Raw genomic sequence first — 22,761 nt, 5'->3', positions numbered from 1 at the left:
CGAGCAGGAGCAGCAGGATGTACGGCCACCCGCAGGTCCCGCAGGTTCCGCAGCCGCCGAAGAGCCCCCTCTCCGGCGGCCGGATCGCGCTGCTCGTCCTCTTCTGTGTGCTCGCGCTGATGAGCTGCGGCTTCCTGTCCTGGGCGCCGCTGATCCGGCTGGCGTGCGTCACCCGCAGGGCGCGGGACTGGGTGGTGTGCGGCGTGCTGTTCGCGGGGTCGGCCGGCCTGTTCTCGTACGCGGCGGCCACCGGCGACAAGGAGGCCGGCACCGCGGAGTCCTTCGCCGCGGTCGGCGTGATGGTGGCCCTGGTGGCGGGCTCGATCACGTACTACCTGTTCGGGGAGATCCGTCACGCGGAGCGCTCGCGCACCGCGCCCGCGTACGGCCCGGCGGGGTACGCGTACGGGAGCAACGGTGTCGCCGCGACCGTCCCGCGCGCGGACGTGCGGCCGAATCCGTACGTCGGCCCCGTCGCGCACCCGCCCGTGGTCCCGGCGCCCGTCGTCCCGGCGCCCGCCACCCCCGTGCCCCAGCCCTCCGGCCCCCGCATCGACCAGGTCCGCGCCGAGCTCGACGAGCTGAGCGACCTGCTGCGCAGGGAGCCGCGGGAAGGCGAAGGCGGCCGGTGAACGGACGGATCGTCGGCGGGCGTTACGAGCTCGCCACCGTCGTCGGCCAGGGCGGCATGGGCCAGGTCTGGACGGCGTACGACGGGCGCCTCGACCGCCGGGTCGCGGTGAAGCTGCTGCGGCCGGCCGGCATGAACGGGCAGGCCTCCTCCGCCGACGAGCTGCGCCGCCGCTTCGTGCGCGAGTGCCGGGTCACCGCGCGCGTGACCCACCCCGGCCTGGTGACCGTGCACGACGCGGGCAGCGAGGGCGAGGACCTGTACCTCGTCATGCAGTACGTGGAGGGCGCGGACCTCGCCGACCACCTCGCCGAGCACACCCCGTACCCGTGGGAGTGGGCCGTGTCCGTGGCCGCGCAGCTGTGCGCGGTGCTCGCCGCCGTGCACGCGGTGCCGATCGTGCACCGCGACCTCAAGCCGCGGAACGTGATGGTCCGTCCGGACGGGACGCTGACCGTCCTCGACCTCGGCGTGGCCTCCGTCCTGGACACCGACACCACCCGGCTCACGCACACCGGCTCGCCCATCGGCAGCCCGGCGTACATGGCGCCGGAGCAGGCCATGGGCGGCGCCGTCGGCCCGGCCACCGACCTGTACGCGCTCGGCGTCCTGCTCCACGAACTCCTCAGCGGGAACGTGCCGTTCTCCGGCTCGACCGCGCTCGGCGTGCTGCACCGCCACCTGTACGAGCCGCCCGTCCCGCTCCGGCAGCTGCGCCCGGAGGTCCCCGCGCCGCTGGAGGCGCTGGTGCTGCGGCTCCTCGCCAAGGACCCCCGGGACCGCCCGGCCGGCGCGCACGAGGTGTACGAGCACCTGCTGCCGCTGCTGCCCGCGCGCGGAGCCCCGGCGGGCCCGATGGACCCGACCCGGCCGTTCCTGCGCCCGCACGCGCCCTGGCCGGACCGCGCGCAGACGCCGGCGGGCCCGGTGCCCCCCGTCCCGACCCCGCCCGTCCCGATCCCGCCCCTGCCCACGCACGCGCCGACCCCGGTCCCGGGCCGGGCCCCGCAGGCCGATCCCCGGGTGTACGCGCAGCCGGGGCCGTTCGCGCGGCCGGACGTCGCCGCCGCCGTGGACGAGGTCAAGCGGCTGCTCGCGGAGGGCTCGTTGACCCAGGCCGTGGACGTCCTCGGCGGGATCCTGCCCGCGGCCGAGGCCGAGCACGGGGAGCGCTCGCCGGTCGTCCGCATCCTGCGCAAGCAGTACGCGTCGACGCTGATGGACGACGGGCAGTACCGGCGCGCGCTGCCGGAGCTGCGCCGGCTCGCGGCGGACCGCGGGGCGGAGGCGGGCTCGGCGGACCCCCAGACCCTCCAGTTCCGCTACGACGCGGCGCTGTGCCTGGAGCAGCTGGGGGAGACGGCGGCCGCGCTCGCGGAGTTCCGGGCGGTCCTGCCGTACTACGAGCGGGAGCCCGCCCGCGCCTTCGACATCCGGCAGCGGATCGGGCTGCTGCTCCTGGCGGCGGGCGAGCACACGGCCGGCCGGGACCAGCTCCAGCGGCTGCTGTTCGACGCGGAGCGCGCGTACGGCCCGTACCACCCGCTTCCGGGGGAATTGCGCAGGGCGTTGGACCACCAGCGGATGATGGGCCCGCGTCCCTGACGGGGCGACAGGATCACGACTCGACAAATGTTCGGCCAGTGGATCTTCGTGATCCTTTTTGCCGTTTTTGGCACATGTAACGTTCGCGTCTGATCATGTTCATACCTGCAAGGAACTCCTCATGACGACGCCGCCCGCGCCCTTCACCCCTGAGCAGCAGCCCGCCCCCGAGCAGCAGCCGGCCCCCGCGAAGAAGGGTTCCGCGATCTTCAAGAAGATCGGCGGCGTCGTCGTCGCGATCGTCGTCGCGGTCGCCGTGAAGCTGGGCCTCCCGCACCTCACCGGCGACGCCCCGGTGCACGCCGAGGCCGGCGAGTGCGTCACGGTCACCGGCCCGGACAACGACCCGAAGGTCGACACCGTCGACTGCTCCTCCGGCAAGGCCGACCTCTTCAAGGTCGTGAAGGTCATCGACGACACCTTCGACGTGAACAAGTGCGGCGAGGAGCTGTCGGCGCTCGCGCAGCAGCTCGACTCGGACAAGTTCGTCCTCTGCCTGGAGCAGGTCGCCGCGAAGTAAGCGCGCGTACTCCGCGAAAAGGGCCGGAACCCGTGAGGGGTTCCGGCCCTTCGCGCGTCCCGGGACGGGGTGTCAGAGCGCGGCGAGCCGGTCCACCAACAGCTCCGTCCTGCGCTCGGCGTCCTCCGACGGCAGCCGCCCGGCCCGGCCCCACCGGTAGCGTGACCCCGGTGGAGAACGAAGAGACCGCGACGAGCGGACCGACGAAGCCCGAGGTCGTCCTTCCGGAGGGCGAGGCCCCCGTCGAGCTGACGACCCGGGACCTCGTCACCGGCGACGGGGACGAGGCGAAGCCGGGCAGGGTCGTACGGATCCACTACGTCGGCGTCACCCTCGCCACCGGGAAGGAGTTCGACTCCTCCTGGGAGCGCGACGAGCCGTTCAAGTTCGCCGTGGGCGGCGGCCGGGCCATCAAGGGCCTGGACCGGGGGATCAGGGGGATGAGGGTCGGGGGCCGGCGCGAGATCGTCGTCCCCCCGCGCCTCGGCTACGGCAAGCAGTCGCCCTCGTCGCTGATCCCGGCCCACTCGACCCTCGTCTTCGTGGTGGACCTGCTCTCCGTCTCCGCCTGAGCCGGGCCGGGGGCCCGGCCGCTCCGGGCGGTCAGTTGGGGAGCTGGACGTTCCAGGTGCGGTTGCCCGCCGCGTGGTGGTTGACCGCCACCGCCTCCTCCGGGTTCTCCGCGTCGAAGGCGGACGTCACGCGGTGCACCATCTCGTCGCTCTCCCAGTACGGCTCGGCCTTGGTGAAGCGTCCGCCCTGCTTCTTGCGGACCTTCCAGCGGAACCGGACCGTGTAGTCGACCAGGAAGTAGCCCGCCGACATGCGCGTGCTGGTGGAGAAGCCGGGGTTGTCGACGAAGGTGATCCGGTCGGCCGCGTTGATCACGTTGCCGTCCTCGTCGTTGTACGGCGGGCGGAAGGGACCGTCCACGACCCAGGCCCGGCTGGACTTCTTGGGCCGGTAGTTCGTCGACGACGGAACGATCTGCCGGCTCTCGTCGGAGACCTCCTGCCAGAAGTCGTACGCCTCGGCCGCCGGCGTCTCCATCCCGTTCGCGCGGCGCAGCGTCGCGGTCTGGGCGAAGCCGATGTCGTTGCTGCCGTTCAGCGACTGCTGCTCGTCGCCCTCGTACGCGGAGGTGAAGACGAGGGTCGGGTTGCCGATCTCCTCCTCGACCTTCTTCTCCTTGCCCTTCACCGAGGGCGTCGCCCCGGCCTTCCCGCTGCGGGTGGTCCGGGTGACCGCTCCCGCCTCGGTCTTCTGCTGGTTCGTCGGCGGGCTCTCGCCGCGCTCGACGACCTCGTCCTGACCGCGCTTGGTGCGCGTGCTGGGCGCGGCGTGCGGCACCATCGGCCCGCCCCCGCCCCGCGAGATCATCCGCCCGAGCGTGCCGTTGCCCACCGAGCGCTGCATGACCGCGGCCGCCGCCGGGGCGACCGGCTCGAACCCCGCGGAGACCCGCCGGTCCCGGCCGGGGCCCTCCGCGCGCCGCGCCGACTTCCCTGCCGCCTCGGCTTCTTCCTGATGCTTACGTAATGGCAAGGTGCACACTCCCGCGCGTAGACGATCTGCCCCTGCCACACGGTAACCGGGAGCTCCGGGGCACGACAGGGGCCCCGTTTCCCGGCCCGCGCCTCAGCCCCCGGCCTTCACTCCGTCCACGAAGGACGCCCAGGCGCTGGTCGCGAAGACGAGGACGGGGCCGGTCGGGACCTTGCTGTCACGGACGGGGACGTGGGGGAGGTGGTCGGCGACCTCCAGGCACTGGCCGCCGTCCTGGTTGCTGTAGGAGCTCTTGCGCCATGTGACGTTGTTCAGATCGATGGCTCGCATGATGTTTCCTCCAACGTCCACATGATGAACTTCCGTGATTCAGCGGGGGAAAGAGCCAGATCACGGACCCGATCGTAGCGGAGCTGAAGTCCTTCGACGGCTGCCGCTCCCTCCACCAGATCGCCCGAATACCCGGTCTCGACCCAGGCCACGGGGCGCCCGTCCGTGAGGCGCAGGAACATCACGTCGGTGTTGGTCAGGGTGTGCAGACCGACCTCGTGCGGTACGACCTGGATGGTGACGTTCTGCCGCTCGCTCATCGTCAGCAAGTACTCCAGCTGCTCGCGCCACTCGTCGCCGTTGGGCAAACGTGTCCGGAGCACCGTCTCCGACAGAATGGTGCGGAACTGGGCCGCACCGTCGCCCAACAGCAACGTGCGTCGCCCTATACGGGCTTCGACCTGCTTGGTGAGTTCCGCACCCTCCATACCGCTGGTCGACAGCAGGGTTCGCGCGTATCCCGGTGTCTGAAGGAGGCCCGGCAGCGCGCCCACGGCGTAATGCCACATGCTCACCGACTCCGCCTCCAGGCGCATGTACCGCTGGTACCGCTCCTTGAACTGGGTCGGATCGCTCACCGCCAGTTCCCACAGCGTCAGCAGCAACCCCGGCGTCCCGTAGTACTGGTCCAACGCCTGCACCACCTCCGGGCCGCCCAGCGTCTCCCCGTTCTCCATCTTCGAGAACAAGGACCAGTCCCAGCCGACGACCTCGCCCAACTTCCTCAGAGGCAGTTCCCGTTCGGCCCGCAGGGACCGCAACTCCTCCGCGAACCGCTTCCTCGGTTCCTGACTCCGGCCCGTGACCGCCCGTCTCGCCGGCATGGCGCGCCCTCCCCTTGTGGAAGATGTGGAACTACCCGCGCCACCTGCAGAAGTACCGCTCGACCGCGCTCTTCGTCCCCTGGAACCGGGCCATTCTCACCTCGTACCCGGAACACGCACGGTAGTCCACCCATGGCGCTCCGCGCAGGCGGTGGAAGGGAAGAGGAGAGGGCGCATGGAGTCGCACGGACCGGAGCGCGGGGCGCTCGTGTACGACCAAGTGGCTCACGTGGTGGGGGAGTTCCGGGGGAGGGCCGGGCCGTACGCGATGCTGCGACCCGTGGGTGGTGGCCGGGAGTGGCAGGCGGACCCCGCCGACCTGCGCCCGGCCACCCCCGCCGAGCGGCTGAGCGCGGGCGTGCGCGCGGCCAACGACCGTACCCGCGCGGGTACGGAGGCGGCGGCCCCGGTGCCGGACCTGAGCCGCCCGCCCCGCCCCGTACCGCACTGCGTGGCCTGCGCGCTGCTCGTACGGGAACGGCGCGAGGCCCGGGAGCGGTGCGACCGCAGCGCGGAGACGGACGCGAACGTCCTGATGCGCCGCCACCTGGCCCGGGACCATCCCTGACCGCAACCTTTCGCATCCCGCACAGGTCTGGGTGGGAGGCGTCACGAGGACCAGTCAGGGAGCGACCGCGCATGACCGAGAAAACCACCGACCAGGGCCGGAAGGCCCGGTTCTCCCCGCGTGAGATGGTCCTGGCGGCCGGGTGCCTCGTCCTGGCCGGGGCGCTGGGACGGTGGGCCGGCCAGGACGGCGGACTGCTCTGGGTGGCCCGGCTGTTCGACCACCCGCTGCTCTTCGGCCTGCTGGTGGCGGGCCTGCTGGCGGCGGCGCTGATCGTCGCGGTGCGCAGCCTCGTCGTCCGCGTCCTGACCGGAGTGGCCCTCGGGCTCGCCCTCCTGGCGTCCTTCCCCTTCGTTCTCTTCGGGGCCTTCGGCGCCGCCTCCGAGACCTCGGACACGGCCGCCCCCGGCCGCGACGACCGCAGCCTCGTGGTCGAGGAGGGGGCGGACATGATCGACCCGCTGTGGTGGGTCTACGTGGACGAGGGCCGGGGCCCGTTGAAGCAGCGCTGGAAGGTGGGGTACTTCAACGGCGACGCCGCCGAGAACGCCCTCGTCGAGGCGGTGTGGGAGGGCCCCGACCGCGTCCGCCTGGTCACGGGGTACGCCGAGGACGGCACCGAGCAGGTCCACCTCGTCGACCTCGACCACGAGACGGGCCGGCCCCTCCGCACGGTCACGAGGGGCTGACCCGCCACCGGGTCAGGCCCGGGGCTCGCGCCGCATCGCCCACAGGACCGGGCCCCCGCCCGGCAGGCGGAACTCGTCGCGCACGACGAAGCCGAAGTGCTCGTACACCGGCAGGTTGTCCGGCTTGGAGGACTCCAAGTGGACGGGGAGGCCCGCAGCGTCGGCCTTGGCGAGGCCCGAGCGGAGGAGGGCGGAGCCGTGGCCCTGCCCCCGGGCGGCGGGGTCGGCGCCGATGACGGCGAGGTACCAGTGGGGCTCGGTCGGACCGTGCTCGGCGGCGGCCGTGACCGCGTCGCGGAAGACCCCGGCCCGGTCGCCCAGGATCTCCTGGAGCTCCCGGATCGTCTCCGCGTCGGGGACGGCCTTCTCCGCGCCCTCGGGCGACACCCAGAAGGCCGCCGCCGCGTCGGTGCGCTCGCACACGCCGTGCAGGCCGTACTGCCGGGTGAACAGGGTGGTGAAGTACCGGCCGAGGCCCGCCACGCGGGTGGCGTCGTCGGGGAAGAACCAGCGCATCATCGGGTCGTCGCCGAAGGCGGAGGCCAGCGTGCGGCCGACCGCCGGAGCGTCGTCGATCACGGCCGTCTTCGGCGCGTTCGTCAGGGGCATACGGGTCATTCTGCACCCGTATGGATCTTGGTCCGCCGCAGGGGTGCCTCAGGCGCGGGCGGTCCGGCGGGCGGCGCGGACCAGGCGGATCGCCGCCGTGACGGGGAGGGCGATCCCGGCCACGAGGAGGACGAGCAGCTCGATCACGCCGAGGCGTCCCGCCCCGCCGAGCGCGAAGGCGAAGAGGAACGCGAAGGGGGTGAGGGAGACGAGGACGGTCGCGGAGACCTTGGCGCCCCGCTCCCAGGCGTCGGACGTCCACAACAGGACCAGGCCCGCGATCAGGACGATCGGGCCGAGGTAGGAGCCGAGGAGCACGGCGATCCCGCTGACGCCGAGCAGGACGGCCGTGCCGGTCGTCCGGCTCTTCGGCGCGTCCCCGGACCCCGGCCCGGCGGCCGCCTCGGGCTCCTCCGCGCGGGCGGCGGCGACGATCGCGGCGGGGCTGCCGAGGCGGTCGAGGGCGGTGCGGACGGCCTCCGGGTCCCGCTCGTCGCCGACGGCGACGTCGAGGTGTTCGCGCAGGTCCGCGAGGAGCTCCTCGCGGCGCCCGGCCGGCAGGAAGGACGCCTCCCGCTCGACCGTGGCCAGGTAGTCGGTCACGAGGGGGTGCGCGGTGCGGGTCATGCGGAACCTCCGGGAGGTGCGGTCAGGAAGTGGTCGACGCCGTCGCGGAAGCGCGGCCAGTCCTCGGTGAACTCGGCGAGCGCGGCCCGGCCGGACGCGGTGAGCGTGTAGTAGCGGCGGGCCGGGCCGGTGGCCGACTCGCGCAGTTCGGTGTCGACGAGACCGTCGCGGCGGAGCCGGGAGAGCAGGGGGTAGATCGTGCCCTGGCTGGTGGTCATGACGCTGACGGCGGCCAGTTCGTCGAGGATCTCGACGCCGTAGCGGGGGCCGCCCCGGAGGAGCGCCAGGACGCAGTACTCCAGGACGCCCTTGCGGAGCTGCGCGGCGACCTTGCCCGCCGCCTCGGATCTTGCTTCGCCAGGAACCATGCAATGCAAGATACCTCTCGGGAGGGGCGCCGATCAACGGTCCGCGTGCGACGATCCCCCGGTGAGCGAACAGACCGCCGAGCAGACCGCCGGGCAGACCGGCGAACGGGCCGCCGTGCCCGGCGCCGTACGGACCGGACGCCTCGACCTCGTCCCCCTCTCCGTCGCGCACGCCGGGGAGATGGCGGAGGTCCTGGCCGACCCCGCCCTGCACGCCTTCATCGGGGGCGCCCCGCTGTCCCCGCCCGAACTGCGCGCGCGGTACGAGCGGTTGGCCGCCGGCTCCCCGGACCCGGCCGTGACCTGGCTCAACTGGGTGGTGCGGCTCCGCTCCGAGGACCGGCTCACCGGCACCGTCCAGGCGACCGTCACCGACGGCGGCCGGGTCGCGGAGGTCGCGTGGGTCGTCGGAACGGCCTGGCAGGGGCGGGGCGTCGCGCGCGAGGCGGCCGGGAGCCTGGTCGGACTGCTCGCGGCCCGGGGCGTGCGGACCGCCGTCGCCCACGTCCACCCCGACCACACGGCCTCCGCCGCCGTCGCCCGCGCGGCCGGCCTCGCCCCCACCGACCGGATGGAGGACGGCGAGGTGCGCTGGGAGCTGCGGGTGACCTGAGGCCCGCCCGGCGCGGGCTTGGACCCCGGATGACCGGGTACCCGGCGGAGGAGATCGTCCGGGAGGGTTGTGTTGGCCATACATGGAGGAGGGCTCCTCCTCTCCGTCTGCGCGATGGCGTGCGCCGCCGTGATCGGCGTCCGTCAGGCGCGCAGGGAGACGCGGGAGGCGAGGGAGGCACGGGACTCGGCGTGGCGCGCGCCGTTCGCCGGAACCGGGACGGGACCCGGGTCGGCGGGCGGAAGAGCCGTCTTCGGCGCCGTGGCGCTGCTCGCCCTCGTCCCGTTCCTGCTCGTCACGCTCTCGCACGGGTACGGGACGGAGAGCCGGATCTCGGCCGTCCCGTTCCGGGAGATCCTGGACGCGTCGGCCCACGCCGACGTGGACCTCTCGGACGTGCGGGCCGTCAACCTCATCGGCAACGTCCTCCTGCTCGTCCCCTTCGGCGCGGCCGCCGCGTTCCTGTGGTCGGGCCGCCGTCGCGTGCTCAAGACCGCCCTGATCGGGGCGGTGTTCTCCCTCGTCGTCGAGGTGGCGCAGTACGCGCTCTCCCTGGGCCGCGTCTCGTCCGTCGACGACGTCCTCCTCAACACCACCGGCGCCGCCCTGGGCGCCTTCCTGGTCCGGCGCTGGACCCGGAGGACGCGGTCGCGGCGGCTCACCCTGCCGAGGCCCTCGGGCGTCGGAGGAGAGAGCGGGGGCCGGAGCCGGGGCCGGACCGGCGTCGGCGGAAGGACCTGAGCTTGGGGGAGGCCTTGAGCTCGGGGGAGGACCTGAGCCCGGGGGAGGCCTTGAACCCGCGGAAGGACCTGAACCCGCGGAAGGACCTGAGTCCGGGGAAAGACCTGAGCCCGGGGAAGGACCTGAGCCCGGCGCCGAGCAGCAGCGCGGCCGCCGCCACCGCCCCCGCCGCCAGGCCCGCCCGTAGCCCCGGCGGCCGGAAGGAGCAGGCGAGTTCCGTGCGGCCGGCCCCGAGGGGGACCGCCAGGAGACCGCCGTACCCGGTCGGTTCGACGCCCTCGCAGTGCCAGCCCGCTGTGCGCGGGGCCGCCACGACCGCCGTGCCGCCGCCCGGCGGGAGGACGGCCCGTATCCCGGACGGGGTGACCTCCACCGAGGTCGCCGCGCGGGCGCGCAGGGCCGCGACCGCCGTCCGCAGGCGGCCGTGGTCCAGGCACCCGAGCGCGCCGGGGCCCGGCAGCGACGGCCGCAGGCCGGGGGCCCGCTGGAACCCGAGGGACACCATCGCCGCCTGCCGCTTCGGCCGCCCGCCCAGAAGACGCACCTCGCGGTCGCCCAGGCGGGCCGGGCCCGTGGCGTCCGGGGCCCAGAGGAAGACCTCCGTACCGACCCGGCACGCGCCCGCGTGCGGAGCCTCGTACACCCGGGAGCCGAGCAGGAGTTCCTGGTTGCGGAAGGGCGACGGGCCGTAGGCCGGGGGCGGGCCCGGCGGCCGTACCGTCACCAGGGGCAGGCGCGTGTCCGTACGGACCACCCCGCCGTCCCGCCAGCGCGCGCCCACACCGAACAGCGCGTCCGTCACCGGGTTGTCCAGGCCCTGGAGGTTCCGGCCCCGCGAGGTCCAGCCGCCGCCGAGCGCGTCCAGGGTGGCGGTGAGGACCGCCGGGGTGTGGCTGCTGTAGTACGCGGCCCCCTGCCCGCCCAGGAGCAGCGGATCGTTGCCCGCCACCCGGGGCAGGCCCGGGTCCGTGCGGTAGGCGGGCCAGCCGTCCGCCGCCGCGAGCGCCGCCGCCCGCCGCTCCTGCTCCGGGCCGAGCGGCGGGTAGTCGTCGAGCCGTACGAGCCGCTCCCGGTCCGCGTACGCCGTCGTCGCCGACGCCTGGCCGAGCAGCGTGCCCGTGACGAGGAGCGCGGCGAGCACGCCGTACCGGCCCCGGCGGGGGAGGAGCAGGGCCCCCGCCACGGCCGCGAGGCCCGCGCCCGCGAGCACGAGCGCCCAGGGGGTGAGGACCGGACTCGGCAGCGCCGCGAGGGCCAGGACGAGGACGACCGCCGAACCGCCGGCGACGGCCCGGCGGTCCGGGCAGTCCCGGCGGTCCGGGCGGCCATGAGCCGGGGACGGTCCGGGCCCGCCGCTTTCCCAAGCCGCCCCGCCCCCGCGCGTCATCGTCGTCCACGCCGTCAGGACCAGGACCCCGGACAGGACGAACGTCTGCCGGTACGGGCTGCCGTTCGGCGTCGTGAAGGCGTGCCAGAGCAGGTGCGTCGGGCCCCACTGCATCGACGCCGCCACCGCCGCGCACAGGCCCGGCCACAGCCACCGCTCCCGGCCCGGCACGTCCCGGCGGAACGGCAGCGCCGCCGCGAGCAGCAGGACCGCCGTGCAGACGAAGGCCGCCGGGGTCGCGAAGCCGTACGTCACCGGGAGCAGCCGGGCGAGGAAGTCCGTCCCGGCCACCGGGGCGAACTCCCGCACCAGGCCCGGGTGGGCGTGCCGGGAGCCGAGGAGGACCGGCAGGAGGACGGGGGCCGCCAGGCCCACCCCGATCCCCGCCGTCACCGCCGCCCGCACCAGGATCCGTACGCGGAAGGAGTCCGTCACCGCCAGGCGCACCAGGAGGACCAGGGCCGCGCCCAGGGTCGCCATGTACGCCGTGTAGAAGTTCGCGACCCAGCAGACCGCCACCACCAGCGGGCCCAGGAGCGGCCGGCGCCCCTCCCGCACCCACTCGCCCACCAGGCAGAGCAGCGGGAGGGCGATCAGGCCGTCCAGCCACATCGGGTTGTACGTGCCCTCCGCCAGCGACCAGCCGCACAGCGCGTACGAGGCGCCGAGCACCGCCGCCCACCACCACGCGCCCGGTCCGAGCCGGCGCAGCAGGAACGTCATGGCCGCCGCCGCGACCGCCGTCTTCAGGACGGTGACCGCGTACACCGCGTACTCGACGTCCGCGCGCGGGAGGAGCGCCACCAGCGGGGCGAACGGGCTCGACAGGTACGTGCCGTAGTCGGGCAGGAAGGACGTGCCCCAGCCCGCCCGCCAGTCCAGGAGGAGGCCGCCGTCCGCCCGGCCCCGCAGCAGGTCCCACAGGTGCGCGTGGAACGGCACGAACTGGTTGGCGAGGTCGTTGACGGCCCGGTGGCGCGGCCCGAAGGGGAAGACCCGGGCGACGGCGTCCCCGCCGCAGACGGCGACGGCGGAGAGGAGGGCGGACAGCAGGCAGGAGCGCGTGGTGTTCGGCATGACGGATCGAATATGCCAGCGAAAAAGGGCGAAAACCGCTTCCGGGAAGGGCAGTTCACGCGATGGTCGCCCGGAGTCCATCCGTCCGGCCCGGCCGGGTCACCGCACTCCGTTGTCGTGGTCCGCGTGCTGCTCTCGATCGTCGTGCCCTGCTTCAACGAGGAGGACGTCCTCGCCCGCTTCCACGACCGCGTGACCGAAGAACTCGGCCGTCTCGACGGCGGGTTCGAGATCGTCTACGTGGACGACGGCAGCCGGGACGGGACCCTCCCGCTCCTGCGGGACCTCGCCGCGCGCGACCCGCGCCGGGTCCGCTACCTCTCCTTCAGCCGGAACTTCGGCAAGGAGGCCGCGATGCTCGCCGGCCTCCGGCACGCGTCCGGCGACGCCGTCGTGATCATGGACGCCGACCTCCAGCACCCTCCCGAGCTGGTCCACCGCATGGTCGCGCTGCACGCCGAGGGGTACGACCAGGTCGTGGCCCGCCGCACCCGCGAGGGCGACCGGGTCACCCGCACCCTCACCGCCCGCCTCTACTACCGGGCGATCAACCGGCTCGTCGACGTCGAGCTCGTCGACGGCGTCGGGGACTTCCGGCTCCTGTCCCGCCGGACCGCCGACGCGGTCCTCGACCTCGGCGAGTACAACCGCTTCTCCAAGGGCCTCTTCGCCTGGGTCGGCTTCCGCACCACGACCTTCTCCTACGAGAACGCCGTCCGCGAGCAGGGCCGCTCCAAGTGGTCCTTCGGCAAGCTCCTCAACTACGGCCTCGACGGGCTGCTCTCCTTCAACAACAAGCCGCTGCGCGCCGCCGTCCACCTCGGCCTCCTGCTGCTCGTCGTCGCCCTCGGCTACGCGGCCTGGATCGTCGGCGACGCCCTGGCCAACGGCGTCGACACCCCCGGCTACGTCACCCTCCTCGTCACCGTCACCGCCCTCGCCGGCGTCCAGATGGTCATGGTCGGGCTCATCGGGGAGTACGTCGGCCGCATCTACTACGAGGTGAAGCGCCGGCCCCACTACCTGCTGAAGGAGGCCGGGGGCGAAGGAGGGGAACGCGCGGGACGGGCCGACACCCGGGCGACGGGTGAGTCGTTGTGGGAAACAGTCGCTCCGAAGTAGTGGCTCCGGCCCCGGCGACTGCCTACCATCGATCACCGCAAGGTCGTCCAACTGACGCACGACCAGCCCGGGAGGCTCCTTTGCACCGCCGCACGCAGCCCCGCACGCCCCGCCCCACGCAGTCCCGCCGCACCGCGCTCGCCGTCTCCGCCGCGCTCCTCGCCGCGGCCCCGCTGCTCACCGCCTGCGGCGGCGACGCCCACCCGGGAGCCGCGGCCGTCGTCGGCGGCGAGCGCATCGACGTCGCCAGCCTCCAGGCGCAGGTGAAGGACGTCCGGGCCGCGCAGGCCGCCTCCCCGGAGTCCGCGCAGCTCGTCGCCTCCACCGGCGACCTCGGCCGCCGCAAGCTCAACAGCATGATCTTCGACCGGGTCGTCGAGGAGGTCGCCCGAGACAAGGGCGTCACCGCCAGCCGCGCCGAGCTCCAGGAGACCCGCACCGCCTTCGTCCGCCAGAGCGGCGGAGAGGACCGGCTCGCCGCCGCCCTCCTCCAGGAGCAGGGCGTCGCCCCCGGCCAGATCGACGGGGTCGTCCGCCGCAACGTCCTCCTCGGCAAGATCGCGGCGAAGGTGGGCGCCGACGACAGCCCCGAGGGCCAGAAGAAGCTGACGGACGTCTTCACCGCCGCCTCCAAGGACCTCGGCATCGACGTGAACCCGCGCTACGGCGCCTGGGACGACGCCCAGATCCGGCTGGCCTCCACCACCGCGCCCTGGCTGCGGCAGGTCAGCAAGGCCCCGGAGGCCGTCGGGGCCGGTGCCTGAGTCCGGGTAGGTTCGGGGGGTGACTTCCGAAAGCCCCGGCCGCGTCGTCCTGCTCACCGCCAGCCACCGCGTGGCCCCCGGACTCCTGTCCTGGCCCGCGTGGCAGGCGCTCCACGCCGCGGACCGGGTGCTCTGCCCCGACGAGCACCACCCCCAGCTGCCGTACCTGCGGGAGGCGGGCGTCGCCGTCGAGCACGCCCTGCCCACCGCCGAGGAACTGGTCGGGGAGTGCGCCGGGGGCCGCACGGTCCTCCTCGTCGCCTCCGGCGAGGGCGACCGGCGCCTCACCGACGGCCTCGCCCGGCTCGCCGGCTCCGGCCGGGTCGCGATGCCCGAGCTCGAACTGCTCCCCGGCTCGTACGACCTGCCCGGCGCCCGGCTCCTCGACCTCGTCCAGGTCATGGACCGCGTCCGCCGCGCATGCCCCTGGACCTCGGCGCAGACCCACGAGGGGCTCGTGAAGTACGCCATCGAGGAGGCGTACGAGCTCGTGGAGGCGATCGAGGACGGGGACCGGACCGCGCTCCGGGAGGAGCTGGGCGACGTCCTGCTCCAGGTCGTCTTCCACGCCCGCATCGCCGAGGAGGACCCGGAGGGACCGTTCTCCGTGGACGACGTGGCCGGAACCCTCGTCGAGAAGCTGATCCACCGCCACCCGCACGTCTTCGGGGACGCGACCGCCGCGACCCCCGAGGAGGTCCACGCGCACTGGCAGCGGACCAAGGCGGTCGAGAAGCGGCGGGAGTCCGTCACCGACGGCGTGCCGCTCGGACAGCCCGGCCTCGCGCTCGCCGCGAAGCTGGCGGGCCGGGCGCGCGCGGCCGGGCTCGACGTGGCCCTCCCGGCGGACGGGGGCGTCGGATACGAGCTGCTCGCCCTCGCCGCCCGCGCGGAGGCGGAGGGCGTCGACCCGGAGACGGCGCTGCGGGCGGCGGCCCGGACGTACCGGGACGCGATCCGGGCGGCGGAGGGGCTGTAGAAGGGGGAAGGGGAGGGGGAGGCCCGCCGGGGCGTGCGGGGGCGCGGCTGTACCGTCGGGGGGTGAGTGACAGCACCGCCCCGACCCCCGTACCGGACCCCGCGCCGGCCTCCGCCCAGGAGCCCGCGCCCGAGCTCTTCACCTGGGAGTTCGCCACCGATCCGTACCCCGCCTACGCCTGGCTGCGGGAGCACGCGCCCGTGCACCGGACGACGCTGCCCAGCGGGGTCGAGGCCTGGCTCGTGACGCGGTACGCGGACGCCCGGCAGGCCCTCGCGGACCAGCGGCTGTCCAAGAACCCGGCGCACCACGACGAGTCCCCGCACGCCAAGGGCAAGACGGGCATTCCGGGCGAGCGCAAGGCCGAGCTGATGACCCATCTGCTCAACATCGACCCGCCCGACCACACCCGGCTGCGGCGGCTCGTGTCGAAGGCCTTCACCCCGCGCCGGGTCGCCGAGTTCGCCCCGCGCGTCCAGGAGTTGACCGACCGGCTCATCGACGGCTTCGTGGAGAAGGGGAGCGCGGACCTCATCCACGAGTTCGCCTTCCCGCTCCCTATTTACGCCATCTGCGACCTGCTCGGCGTGCCCCGCGAGGACCAGGACGACTTCCGGGACTGGGCCGGGATGATGATCCGGCACGGCGGCGGGCCGCGCGGCGGGGTCGCCCGGTCGGTGAAGAAGATGCGCGGCTACCTCGCCGAGCTGATCCACCGCAAGCGCGAAGAGCCGGGCGACGACCTGATCTCGGGGCTCATCAAGGCTTCCGACCACGGCGAGCACCTCACCGAGAACGAGGCCGCCGCCATGGCCTTCATCCTCCTGTTCGCGGGGTTCGAAACCACCGTGAACCTCATCGGAAACGGGCTTTACGCGCTTCTCCGTAATAACGGACAAAGGGAACTCCTCCAGGCCTCCCTCGCCGCCGGCGGGACCGGGCTCCTGGAGACCGGGATCGAGGAGCTGCTGCGGTACGACGGGCCCGTGGAGATGGCGACCTGGCGGTACGCGACGCGGGCGCTGACCATCGGCGGGCAGGAGATCCCGGCGGGGGACCCGGTGCTCGTGGTCCTCGCCGCCGCCGACCGGGATCCGGAGCGGTTCGACGGGCCGGACGTGCTCGACCTCGCGCGGCGCGACAACCAGCACCTCGGGTACGGCCACGGCATCCACTACTGCCTCGGCGCGCCGCTCGCCCGCCTCGAAGGACAGGCCGCGCTCGCCACCCTGCTGACCCGTCTGCCGGACCTGCGGCTCGCCGCCGATCCGGCCGAACTGCGGTGGCGCGGCGGGCTCATCATGCGCGGTTTGCGCACGCTTCCGGTGGAGTTCTCCCCGTCCGTACCCCTCTCGTACGGTGACGGTCCGTCAGAAATGTGATCTTCATGTGATCGGGTGGCCATCGACTTGTGACGAGCGTTCGAATGCCGCTACGTTTCCCGGCAGTCTCAGCCGTCACGCGAAAGGCGTACCTATGCGTTCCGGGAACGGACGACACCGTCGCCCCCGTCAGGCCCCCGCCATCGTCGTCGCCGCGGGCGTGACCGGATCCGCCATGGCGCTGCCCCTGCTCGCCACCGGATCCGCGTCCGCCGCCGACGCCGCCACCTGGGACCGCGTCGCCGAGTGCGAGTCGGGCGGTCAGTGGAGCGCCAACTCCGGGAACGGGATGTACGGCGGCCTCCAGCTCACCCAGGCGGACTGGGAGCGCCACGGCGGCCTGGCGTACGCGCCCAGCCCCGACCTGGCCAGCCGCGCCCAGCAGATCGCGGTGGCCGAGAAGGTCCTCGTCAAGGGCAGCGACACCTGGGCCACCTGCGCGCCGATCGCCGGCCTGAAGAACGACGGGAAGCCCACCGGGGTGGACCCGGGTCCGGCCGCCGCTCCGGCGACCTCCGTGGCACCCGTCCCCGAGTCGAACTGGAACTCGGGCTCGTCGGGCGCCTCCACGGCCGCGCCGTCCACCAAGGCGCCGAAGCCCTCCGCCCCCGCGACCGCCCCCTCCACGGCACCGGCCGCGCCGACGGCCCCCGCCGGCTCGACGGGCCCGAGCGCGCCGACCGCCCCCTCGACGCCGTCCGCGCCGTCCGCGTCGACCGGGACCACGGACCCGGCGGACCCGACGCTCCCGGCCGATCCGTCCGACCCGACGGTCCCCGTCGCCCCCGGTGAGTCCGTTACGCCCGATACGTCTGTTACGCCCGGTATCCCGGAAGATGAGGGAGCGTCGGCCGCGCCCGGCACGGGCAAGCACCGGGGCGAGGCCGCTCCGGAGGAAACCGGCAAGCCGGACAGCTCCACCGAATCCGGTAGACATGCCTCGGACAAGGGCAATCTTTCCGAAGAGGCCGAATCGACCCCGATCGCTGACGAAGCGAAGGATTCGGGCGCAACGGACAGTCAGGGCTCTTCGGGTGAATACGTCGTGCGACCGGGTGACAGCCTTTCGGACATCGCCCAGGCGAACGAACTGCCCGGAGGGTGGACCGCCCTCTACGACGCCAACAAGCGGACCGTGGGCACCGATCCGGACCTCATCCTCCCTGGTCAGAACCTCGACCTGACGAAGGGTTCGGTCCCGACGGCCGGGTAGTTCGTGGGTGTATGTCCGGTTCCGGGCGAGTGAGACATGGGTCTCTTTGTCCCAACTGGCGTGTCGCGCCCGCAAGCTCCGCTTCCGTCATCCCTCACCTGCGCAAACAGTCCCCTCCGAAGGGCAAGAAGAGGCGAAATTCGTCGTATGAGCCTCTTTGAACTTCGGGGGGGTCTGTGTCTACGGTCGTCATCGCTCGCCACCGCGGGCCCCGTCGACCGAAACGCCGAATCCTGCCGTCGGCCGACGGGAACAGTCGTCGCGCAAGCGCCGAAGGCAGGAGCGGGGGACCCAAGGTAAGTGCCGGGCCCGGCCGTCCAGACACGGACGGCCGACGACCGGCTTGGGGTGAAGCCGCGTGCTAGGACACGCGGCCGGGCAACTCTTCGGCCCGAACCCGACAGCTCACCTCGCAGGCGTCGGTGAGGAGAATCCCCATGCTGTTTTCCGTCAAGGGCAAACACCGCCGTCCCTCCAAGGCCGCCCAGGTCGCCGCGCTCGTCGGCGTCACCGGCGTCGCCGTCGCCGCCCCGCTGATGACCGCGGGCACCGCCTCGGCCGCCACGGCCTCCGAGTGGGACCGCGTCGCCCAGTGCGAGTCCGGCGGCAACTGGTCCATCAACACCGGCAACGGCTTCTACGGCGGCCTGCAGTTCACGAACTCCACCTGGGCCGCCTTCGGTGGCACCGCCTACGCCCCGCGCGCCGACCAGGCGTCGAAGGCGCAGCAGATCGCCGTCGCCGAGAAGGTCCTCGCGGGCCAGGGCAAGGGCGCCTGGCCGAGCTGCGGCGTGGGCCTCTCCGGCGCCTCGTACGACGGCGGCGCCGCCGAGAGCGCGCCGCAGGAGCAGTCGCAGCAGGAGCAGCCGCAGCAGCAGGCGCAGCCGAAGCAGGAGCGGAAGGCCGAGCAGCCGACCACCCGCAGCCAGCCGCGCCAGGCTCCGAAGGCCGCCCCGCAGAAGACCGTCACCACCCCGACCGGCAAGACGGTCAAGAAGGGTGACGGCGAGTACAAGGTCGTGGCCGGCGACACCCTCAGCAAGATCGCCGACGCCCAGGGCGTCAAGGGCGGCTGGGCCCAGCTCTTCGAGCTCAACGACGACGTCGTCGAGAACGCCGACCTGATCTACCCGGGCCAGCAGCTCCACCTGAAGTGAGCCCGGCGGGTCGCGTGAGTCCGGCGGCTCACGCGCCCCCGATGACCCTCCCGCGGTGACCACCCCGGTCCGGCGCGCCACTCCCCCGTGCGCGCCGGGCCGGGGTTCCCCCTTGATGGGGGGACACCTCTCGTACGGGACGACCCCTCGTACGGGACGACCTCTCGTACGAGACGGCCCTCCGTACGGGACGGCCGTCGGTCCCGTCTGACGGTTACCGCCCGGTAGGTCCGGGGTCCTTCGTCCCGTTGTGCATGCCCTCGGGTCCTTTTTCGTCCCAGGGGGCGGGCGCCCGGCCGGTCGGAGCCTCCGGGGCGGTTAGGCTCTTGTCGCAAGGCCAAGCGACCCTGCACCGACCTTGCGTCACATCCCGCGTCACATCCCAGAAGGAGATGCTCGTGCCGTCCATCGACGTCGTCGTAGCCCGGGAAATCCTGGACTCCCGAGGCAACCCCACGGTCGAGGTCGAGGTCGGCCTCGACGACGGCAGCACCGGCCGTGCTGCCGTTCCGTCCGGCGCCTCCACCGGTGCGTTCGAGGCCCTCGAGCTCCGCGACGGTGACCCGAACCGCTACCAGGGCAAGGGCGTCGAGAAGGCCGTCCTCGCCGTCATCGAGCAGATCGGCCCGGAGCTCGTCGGCTACGACGCCACCGAGCAGCGCCTGATCGACCAGGCCATGTTCGACCTGGACGCCACCCCGGACAAGTCCTCGCTCGGCGCCAACGCCATCCTCGGCGTCTCCCTCGCCGTCGCGCACGCCGCCTCCGAGGCCAGCGACCTCCCGCTCTTCCGCTACCTGGGCGGCCCGAACGCGCACCTGCTGCCCGTTCCGATGATGAACATCCTGAACGGCGGGTCGCACGCCGACTCCAACGTGGACATCCAGGAGTTCATGATCGCCCCGATCGGCGCGGAGTCCTTCTCCGAGGCCCTCCGCTGGGGCACCGAGGTCTACCACACCCTCAAGTCCGTCCTGAAGTCCAAGGGCCTCTCCACCGGCCTCGGCGACGAGGGCGGCTTCGCCCCGAACCTCGGCTCCAACCGCGAGGCGCTCGACCTCATCCTGGAGGCGATCAAGCAGGCCGGCTACGTGCCCGGCAAGGACATCGCGCTCGCCCTCGACGTCGCCGCCTCCGAGTTCTACAAGGACGGCAAGTACGAGTTCGAGGGCGAGTCCCGCTCGGCCGCCGAGATGACCGAGTACTACGAGGAGCTCGTCGCCGCCTACCCGCTGGTCTCCATCGAGGACCCGCTGTTCGAGGACGACTGGGCCGGCTGGAACGTCATCACCGAGAAGCTCGGCGAGAAGGTCCAGCTCGTCGGCGACGACCTGTTCGTCACCAACCCGGAGCGCCTGGCCCGGGGCATCGAGGAGAAGTCCGCGAACGCCCTGCTCGTCAAGGTCAACCAGATCGGCTCGCTGACCGAGACCCTCGACGCCGTCGAGCTCGCCCAGCGCAGCGGCTTCAAGTGCATGATGTCCCACCGCTCCGGCGAGACCGAGGACGTCACCATCGCCGACCTGGCCGTCGCCACCAACTGCGGCCAGATCAAGACCGGCGCCCCGGCCCGCTCCGAGCGCGTCGCCAAGTACAACCAGCTGCTGCGCATCGAGGAGATCCTCGACGACGCCGCGGTGTACGCCGGCCGCAGCGCCTTCCCGCGGTTTCGCACCGCGAACTGATTAGGCACGGCAAGGGCTGACACCCGCTGCGCCCTTCCGCAGGGCGGCTTCCGTACGTCCCCGTACTCGGTCCCGTACCGTGTGCGGGGACGTCCGCGTGAACAGGGGAGGCGACACGACATGGCCGTGAAGGACCGGGACCGGTTCTCGACCGCGACCCGGATCAGGCTGCTCGGCGAGCAGACCGCCGCCCGTGTCTACCGCTCCCAGACCCGCCGTCAGGCCCGCCGCTCCCGGCTCACCGGCCGCGCGGCCTTCCTCGCCCTCGTCGTCTGCTCCCTGGTGGTGGCCCTCGCCTATCCCATGCGGAGCTACGTCTCCCAGCAGGGCGAGATCGCCGAGCAGGAGCGCCGGGCCGCCGATGCCGCCCGGCGGGTGCAGGAGCTGAGGGACGAGAAGGCCCGCCTCCAGGACCCGGCCTACGTCCGCCGCCTCGCCCGCGAGCACCTGCACTACGTGCTCCCCGGCGAGACCGGCTTCACCGTGAACGACCCCGGCGCGGAGCAGCGGCCCCGCGCCGAGCAGGGGGCGGCCGACCGCCCCTGGTACGACAACCTCTGGGACGGCGTGGACAAGGCCGACCGCCCCTGACACCCCGTACGACCGACGACCGACGACCTAGGCAACCAAGGCAGACATGCAAACGCCCCCTCCGCAGACCGAACGCACCGAGCCCACCGAGGCGGACGTCGCCGCCTTCGAGCTCCAGCTCGGCCGGCCGCCCCGCGGCCTGCGCGCCATCGCGCACCGCTGCCCCTGCGGGCAGCCGGACGTCGTCGAGACCGCGCCCCGGCTCCCCGACGGCACGCCGTTCCCCACCACGTACTACCTGACCTGCCCCCGGGCGGCCTCGGCCATCGGCACCCTGGAGGCCAACGGGGTCATGAAGGAGATGCAGGCCCGGCTCGCCACCGACCCGGAGCTGGCCGACGCCTACCGGGCCGCGCACGAGGACTACCTCGCCCGCCGGGACGCCATCGAGGTCCTGGAGGGCTTCCCGAGCGCCGGCGGCATGCCGGACCGGGTCAAGTGCCTGCACGTCCTCGTCGGCCACTCGCTGGTCGCGGGCCCGGGCGTGAACCCGTTCGGCGACGAGGCGCTCGCGATGCTGCCGGAGTGGTGGGCCAAGGGCCCGTGCGTCACCCCGTGCGGGGCGCCGGAGGAGGAGGACGGCTGGACGGTCGAGGGCGACCGGGACGGCCACTTCGCCTTCAAGCCGGTCGACGACGCCGACGGGGAGGGACAGAAGTGACCCGGGTCGCCGGAATCGACTGCGGTACGAACTCCATCCGCCTGCTCGTCGCCGACGTGCACCCGGAGACGGGCGAGCTGATCGAGCTGGACCGGCGGATGACGATCGTCCGCCTCGGCCAGGGCGTCGACCGGACCGGCCGGCTCGCCCCCGAGGCCCTGGAGCGGACCTTCGCCGCCTGCCGCGAGTACGCCGCCGTCATCGAGGAGCTGGGCGCCGAGCGGATCCGCTTCGTCGCCACCTCCGCCTCCCGCGACGCCGAGAACCGCGACGACTTCGTGAACGGGGTCGTGGAGATCCTCGGCGTCGAGCCCGAGGTCATCACCGGCGACCAGGAGGCCGCGTTCTCCTTCGCCGGGGCCACCGGCGAGCTGCCCGGCACCGAGACGTACCTCGTCGTGGACATCGGCGGCGGCTCCACCGAGTTCGTCACCGGCACCGACCACGTCCGGGCCGCCCGCTCGGTCGACGTCGGCTGCGTCCGGCTCACGGAGCGGCACGTCCGCCACGACCCGCCGACCGCCGAGGAGGCCGAGGCGATCCGCGCCGACGTCCGGGCCGCGCTCGACCTGGCCGCCGAGGCCGTGCCGATCGACACGGCGGACGTCCTCGTCGGCCTGGCCGGTTCCGTCACCACCGTCGCCGCCATCGCCCTCGGCCTCCCGGAGTACGACTCCGAGAAGGTCCACCACTCCCGGATCTCCGCCGGGCAGGTCGCCGAGGTCACCGACCGGCTCCTCGCCTCCACCCACGACGAGCGGGCCGCGATCCCCGTGATCCACCCCGGCCGGGTGGACGTCATCGTCGCCGGGGCGCTCGTCCTGAGGGAGATCGTCGAGCGCGTCGGAGCCCGCGAGGTGGTCGTCAGCGAGCACGACATCCTCGATGGGATCGCCCTATCCGTCGCATAGGGGGTCGCTATCGAGCCTTCCCGCGCACCTCCGCCGGGAAAGTTCGTGAAGTTCTTCACAAGGAAAAGGGCCCTGAGGGGGTCCGAAGAGGGTCATGAGGCCCTCCGAGGCACCTCTCAGGGCCCTTTCGCAGGTGCGGGGCCCGATCCGCCCGGTGTTTCCATCGCGTGAACGGGGCCTCCGGTTCAGGGTTAAGGAAGG

The 22,761-nt window shown here is 73.2% G+C and carries 25 protein-coding genes and 1 riboswitch; of the genes, 18 read left to right on the top strand and 7 right to left on the bottom strand.

Translation table 11 applies throughout. The annotated features are described in order from the left end of the window. Nucleotides 1-17: 17 nt before the first annotated feature. The 4 genes from ACIP5O_RS19410 (at nt 18) to ACIP5O_RS19395 (ending at nt 3,328) form a co-directional block, all read left to right on the top strand. Entirely contained in the window at nt 18-632 is a 615-nt protein-coding gene (locus ACIP5O_RS19410) for a hypothetical protein (RefSeq protein WP_401294834.1), read from the top strand. Then, nucleotides 629-2,236, top strand: a complete 1,608-nt coding sequence (locus ACIP5O_RS19405; RefSeq protein ID WP_401294832.1) for a protein kinase — start codon at nt 629-631, stop codon at nt 2,234-2,236. Before ACIP5O_RS19410 ends, ACIP5O_RS19405 begins: the two co-directional genes overlap by 4 nt. Before the next feature lie 121 nt (nt 2,237-2,357). Continuing rightward, nucleotides 2,358-2,756, top strand: a complete 399-nt coding sequence (locus tag ACIP5O_RS19400; RefSeq protein WP_401294830.1) for a hypothetical protein — start codon at nt 2,358-2,360, stop codon at nt 2,754-2,756. A 170-nt stretch (nt 2,757-2,926) separates the two neighbouring features. After that, complete coding sequence (locus tag ACIP5O_RS19395; RefSeq protein ID WP_401294828.1) at nt 2,927-3,328, top strand: FKBP-type peptidyl-prolyl cis-trans isomerase; 402 nt, start codon at nt 2,927-2,929, stop codon at nt 3,326-3,328. Between the two features lie 31 nt (nt 3,329-3,359). On the opposite strand, the gene ACIP5O_RS19390 is transcribed toward ACIP5O_RS19395, so the two are convergent. From ACIP5O_RS19390 to ACIP5O_RS19380, 3 genes are all read right to left on the bottom strand, one after another. Beyond that, nucleotides 3,360-4,301, bottom strand: coding sequence for a hypothetical protein (locus ACIP5O_RS19390; RefSeq protein ID WP_401294826.1), 942 nt, complete (start codon nt 4,299-4,301; stop codon nt 3,360-3,362). A gap of 93 nt (nt 4,302-4,394) precedes the next feature. Further along, nucleotides 4,395-4,592 (bottom strand): DUF397 domain-containing protein, encoded by a 198-nt coding sequence (locus tag ACIP5O_RS19385; RefSeq protein WP_401294824.1) that lies wholly within the window; start codon nt 4,590-4,592, stop codon nt 4,395-4,397. Further along, nucleotides 4,574-5,416, bottom strand: a complete 843-nt coding sequence (locus tag ACIP5O_RS19380) for a helix-turn-helix domain-containing protein (RefSeq protein ID WP_401294822.1) — start codon at nt 5,414-5,416, stop codon at nt 4,574-4,576. Before ACIP5O_RS19380 ends, ACIP5O_RS19385 begins: the two co-directional genes overlap by 19 nt. A 175-nt stretch (nt 5,417-5,591) precedes the next feature. On the opposite strand from ACIP5O_RS19380, the gene ACIP5O_RS19375 reads away from it, so the two are divergent. Together ACIP5O_RS19375 and ACIP5O_RS19370 are read left to right on the top strand one after the other, a co-directional pair. After that, nucleotides 5,592-5,984 (top strand): hypothetical protein, encoded by a 393-nt coding sequence (locus tag ACIP5O_RS19375; RefSeq protein WP_401294820.1) that lies wholly within the window; start codon nt 5,592-5,594, stop codon nt 5,982-5,984. 71 nt (nt 5,985-6,055) lie between these two features. After that, nucleotides 6,056-6,673 carry a hypothetical protein gene (locus ACIP5O_RS19370; protein ID WP_401294818.1) on the top strand — a complete coding sequence of 206 codons (618 nt, stop codon included), beginning with the start codon at nt 6,056-6,058 and terminating at the stop codon, nt 6,671-6,673. A 12-nt stretch (nt 6,674-6,685) separates the two neighbouring features. Here ACIP5O_RS19370 and ACIP5O_RS19365 read toward each other — a convergent pair whose 3' ends face one another. The 3 genes from ACIP5O_RS19365 to ACIP5O_RS19355 are packed head-to-tail and all read right to left on the bottom strand — an operon-like array spanning nt 6,686 to nt 8,277. Continuing rightward, nucleotides 6,686-7,291 carry a GNAT family N-acetyltransferase gene (locus ACIP5O_RS19365; protein WP_401294817.1) on the bottom strand — a complete coding sequence of 202 codons (606 nt, stop codon included), beginning with the start codon at nt 7,289-7,291 and terminating at the stop codon, nt 6,686-6,688. A 39-nt stretch (nt 7,292-7,330) separates the two neighbouring features. Beyond that, nucleotides 7,331-7,909 carry an HAAS signaling domain-containing protein gene (locus tag ACIP5O_RS19360; RefSeq protein WP_401294815.1) on the bottom strand — a complete coding sequence of 193 codons (579 nt, stop codon included), beginning with the start codon at nt 7,907-7,909 and terminating at the stop codon, nt 7,331-7,333. Beyond that, nucleotides 7,906-8,277 (bottom strand): PadR family transcriptional regulator, encoded by a 372-nt coding sequence (locus tag ACIP5O_RS19355; RefSeq protein ID WP_401294814.1) that lies wholly within the window; start codon nt 8,275-8,277, stop codon nt 7,906-7,908. The genes ACIP5O_RS19360 and ACIP5O_RS19355 overlap by 4 nt, the downstream gene beginning before the upstream one ends. Before the next feature lie 61 nt (nt 8,278-8,338). Between ACIP5O_RS19355 and ACIP5O_RS19350 the strand changes: the two genes are divergently transcribed. Then, on the top strand, nt 8,339-8,890 hold the full coding sequence (locus ACIP5O_RS19350; RefSeq protein ID WP_401294812.1) for a GNAT family N-acetyltransferase: 552 nt from the start codon (nt 8,339-8,341) through the stop codon (nt 8,888-8,890). 72 nt (nt 8,891-8,962) lie between these two features. Continuing rightward, nucleotides 8,963-9,631: a VanZ family protein gene (locus ACIP5O_RS19345; RefSeq protein WP_401294810.1), complete on the top strand. Its 669-nt coding sequence runs from the start codon at nt 8,963-8,965 to the stop codon at nt 9,629-9,631. On the opposite strand, the gene ACIP5O_RS19340 is transcribed toward ACIP5O_RS19345, so the two are convergent. Further along, the gene (locus ACIP5O_RS19340; RefSeq protein ID WP_401294808.1) at nt 9,549-12,095 is read right to left on the bottom strand and encodes a YfhO family protein; all 2,547 of its coding nucleotides are present in this window, start codon (nt 12,093-12,095) and stop codon (nt 9,549-9,551) included. The two genes, ACIP5O_RS19345 and ACIP5O_RS19340, sit on opposite strands and share 83 nt — an antisense overlap. Before the next feature lie 126 nt (nt 12,096-12,221). Here ACIP5O_RS19340 and ACIP5O_RS19335 point away from each other — a divergent pair, with 126 nt between their 5' ends. The 10 genes from ACIP5O_RS19335 to ACIP5O_RS19290 all read left to right on the top strand — a co-directional run bounded on the left by ACIP5O_RS19335 (nt 12,222) and on the right by ACIP5O_RS19290 (nt 22,560). After that, nucleotides 12,222-13,217, top strand: a complete 996-nt coding sequence (locus ACIP5O_RS19335) for a glycosyltransferase family 2 protein (protein ID WP_401295231.1) — start codon at nt 12,222-12,224, stop codon at nt 13,215-13,217. Between the two features lie 80 nt (nt 13,218-13,297). Beyond that, nucleotides 13,298-13,981 (top strand): SurA N-terminal domain-containing protein, encoded by a 684-nt coding sequence (locus ACIP5O_RS19330; RefSeq protein WP_401294806.1) that lies wholly within the window; start codon nt 13,298-13,300, stop codon nt 13,979-13,981. A 19-nt stretch (nt 13,982-14,000) separates the two neighbouring features. Beyond that, complete coding sequence (locus ACIP5O_RS19325) at nt 14,001-14,960, top strand: nucleoside triphosphate pyrophosphohydrolase (protein WP_401294804.1); 960 nt, start codon at nt 14,001-14,003, stop codon at nt 14,958-14,960. A 62-nt stretch (nt 14,961-15,022) separates the two neighbouring features. After that, a complete protein-coding gene (locus tag ACIP5O_RS19320; protein ID WP_401294803.1) occupies nt 15,023-16,342 on the top strand; it encodes a cytochrome P450 in 1,320 nt (439 codons plus the stop codon). A gap of 94 nt (nt 16,343-16,436) precedes the next feature. Next, entirely contained in the window at nt 16,437-17,555 is a 1,119-nt protein-coding gene (locus tag ACIP5O_RS19315) for a transglycosylase family protein (protein ID WP_401294801.1), read from the top strand. A gap of 258 nt (nt 17,556-17,813) precedes the next feature. Continuing rightward, a riboswitch (cyclic di-AMP (ydaO/yuaA leader) is annotated at nt 17,814-17,989 on the top strand. Nucleotides 17,990-17,992: 3 nt separating this feature from the next. Next, nucleotides 17,993-18,712: a transglycosylase family protein gene (locus tag ACIP5O_RS19310; RefSeq protein WP_401294799.1), complete on the top strand. Its 720-nt coding sequence runs from the start codon at nt 17,993-17,995 to the stop codon at nt 18,710-18,712. A 392-nt stretch (nt 18,713-19,104) separates the two neighbouring features. Continuing rightward, a complete protein-coding gene (gene eno, locus ACIP5O_RS19305) occupies nt 19,105-20,397 on the top strand; it encodes a phosphopyruvate hydratase (protein ID WP_401294797.1) in 1,293 nt (430 codons plus the stop codon). A 120-nt stretch (nt 20,398-20,517) separates the two neighbouring features. Continuing rightward, the gene (locus tag ACIP5O_RS19300) at nt 20,518-20,988 is read left to right on the top strand and encodes a septum formation initiator family protein (RefSeq protein WP_401294795.1); all 471 of its coding nucleotides are present in this window, start codon (nt 20,518-20,520) and stop codon (nt 20,986-20,988) included. A gap of 46 nt (nt 20,989-21,034) precedes the next feature. Beyond that, complete coding sequence (locus ACIP5O_RS19295) at nt 21,035-21,649, top strand: DUF501 domain-containing protein (protein WP_401294793.1); 615 nt, start codon at nt 21,035-21,037, stop codon at nt 21,647-21,649. Continuing rightward, nucleotides 21,646-22,560: a Ppx/GppA phosphatase family protein gene (locus ACIP5O_RS19290; RefSeq protein ID WP_356543947.1), complete on the top strand. Its 915-nt coding sequence runs from the start codon at nt 21,646-21,648 to the stop codon at nt 22,558-22,560. The genes ACIP5O_RS19295 and ACIP5O_RS19290 overlap by 4 nt, the downstream gene beginning before the upstream one ends. The last annotated feature ends 201 nt before the right edge of the window (nt 22,561-22,761 follow it).

It is taken from the genome of Streptomyces sp. NPDC088915, assembly GCF_044749825.1.
GTDB lineage: Bacteria > Actinomycetota > Actinomycetes > Streptomycetales > Streptomycetaceae > Streptomyces.
The sequence above is the reverse complement of the archived record's forward strand: the minus strand, read 5'-3'. Positions and strand labels throughout refer to the sequence as shown.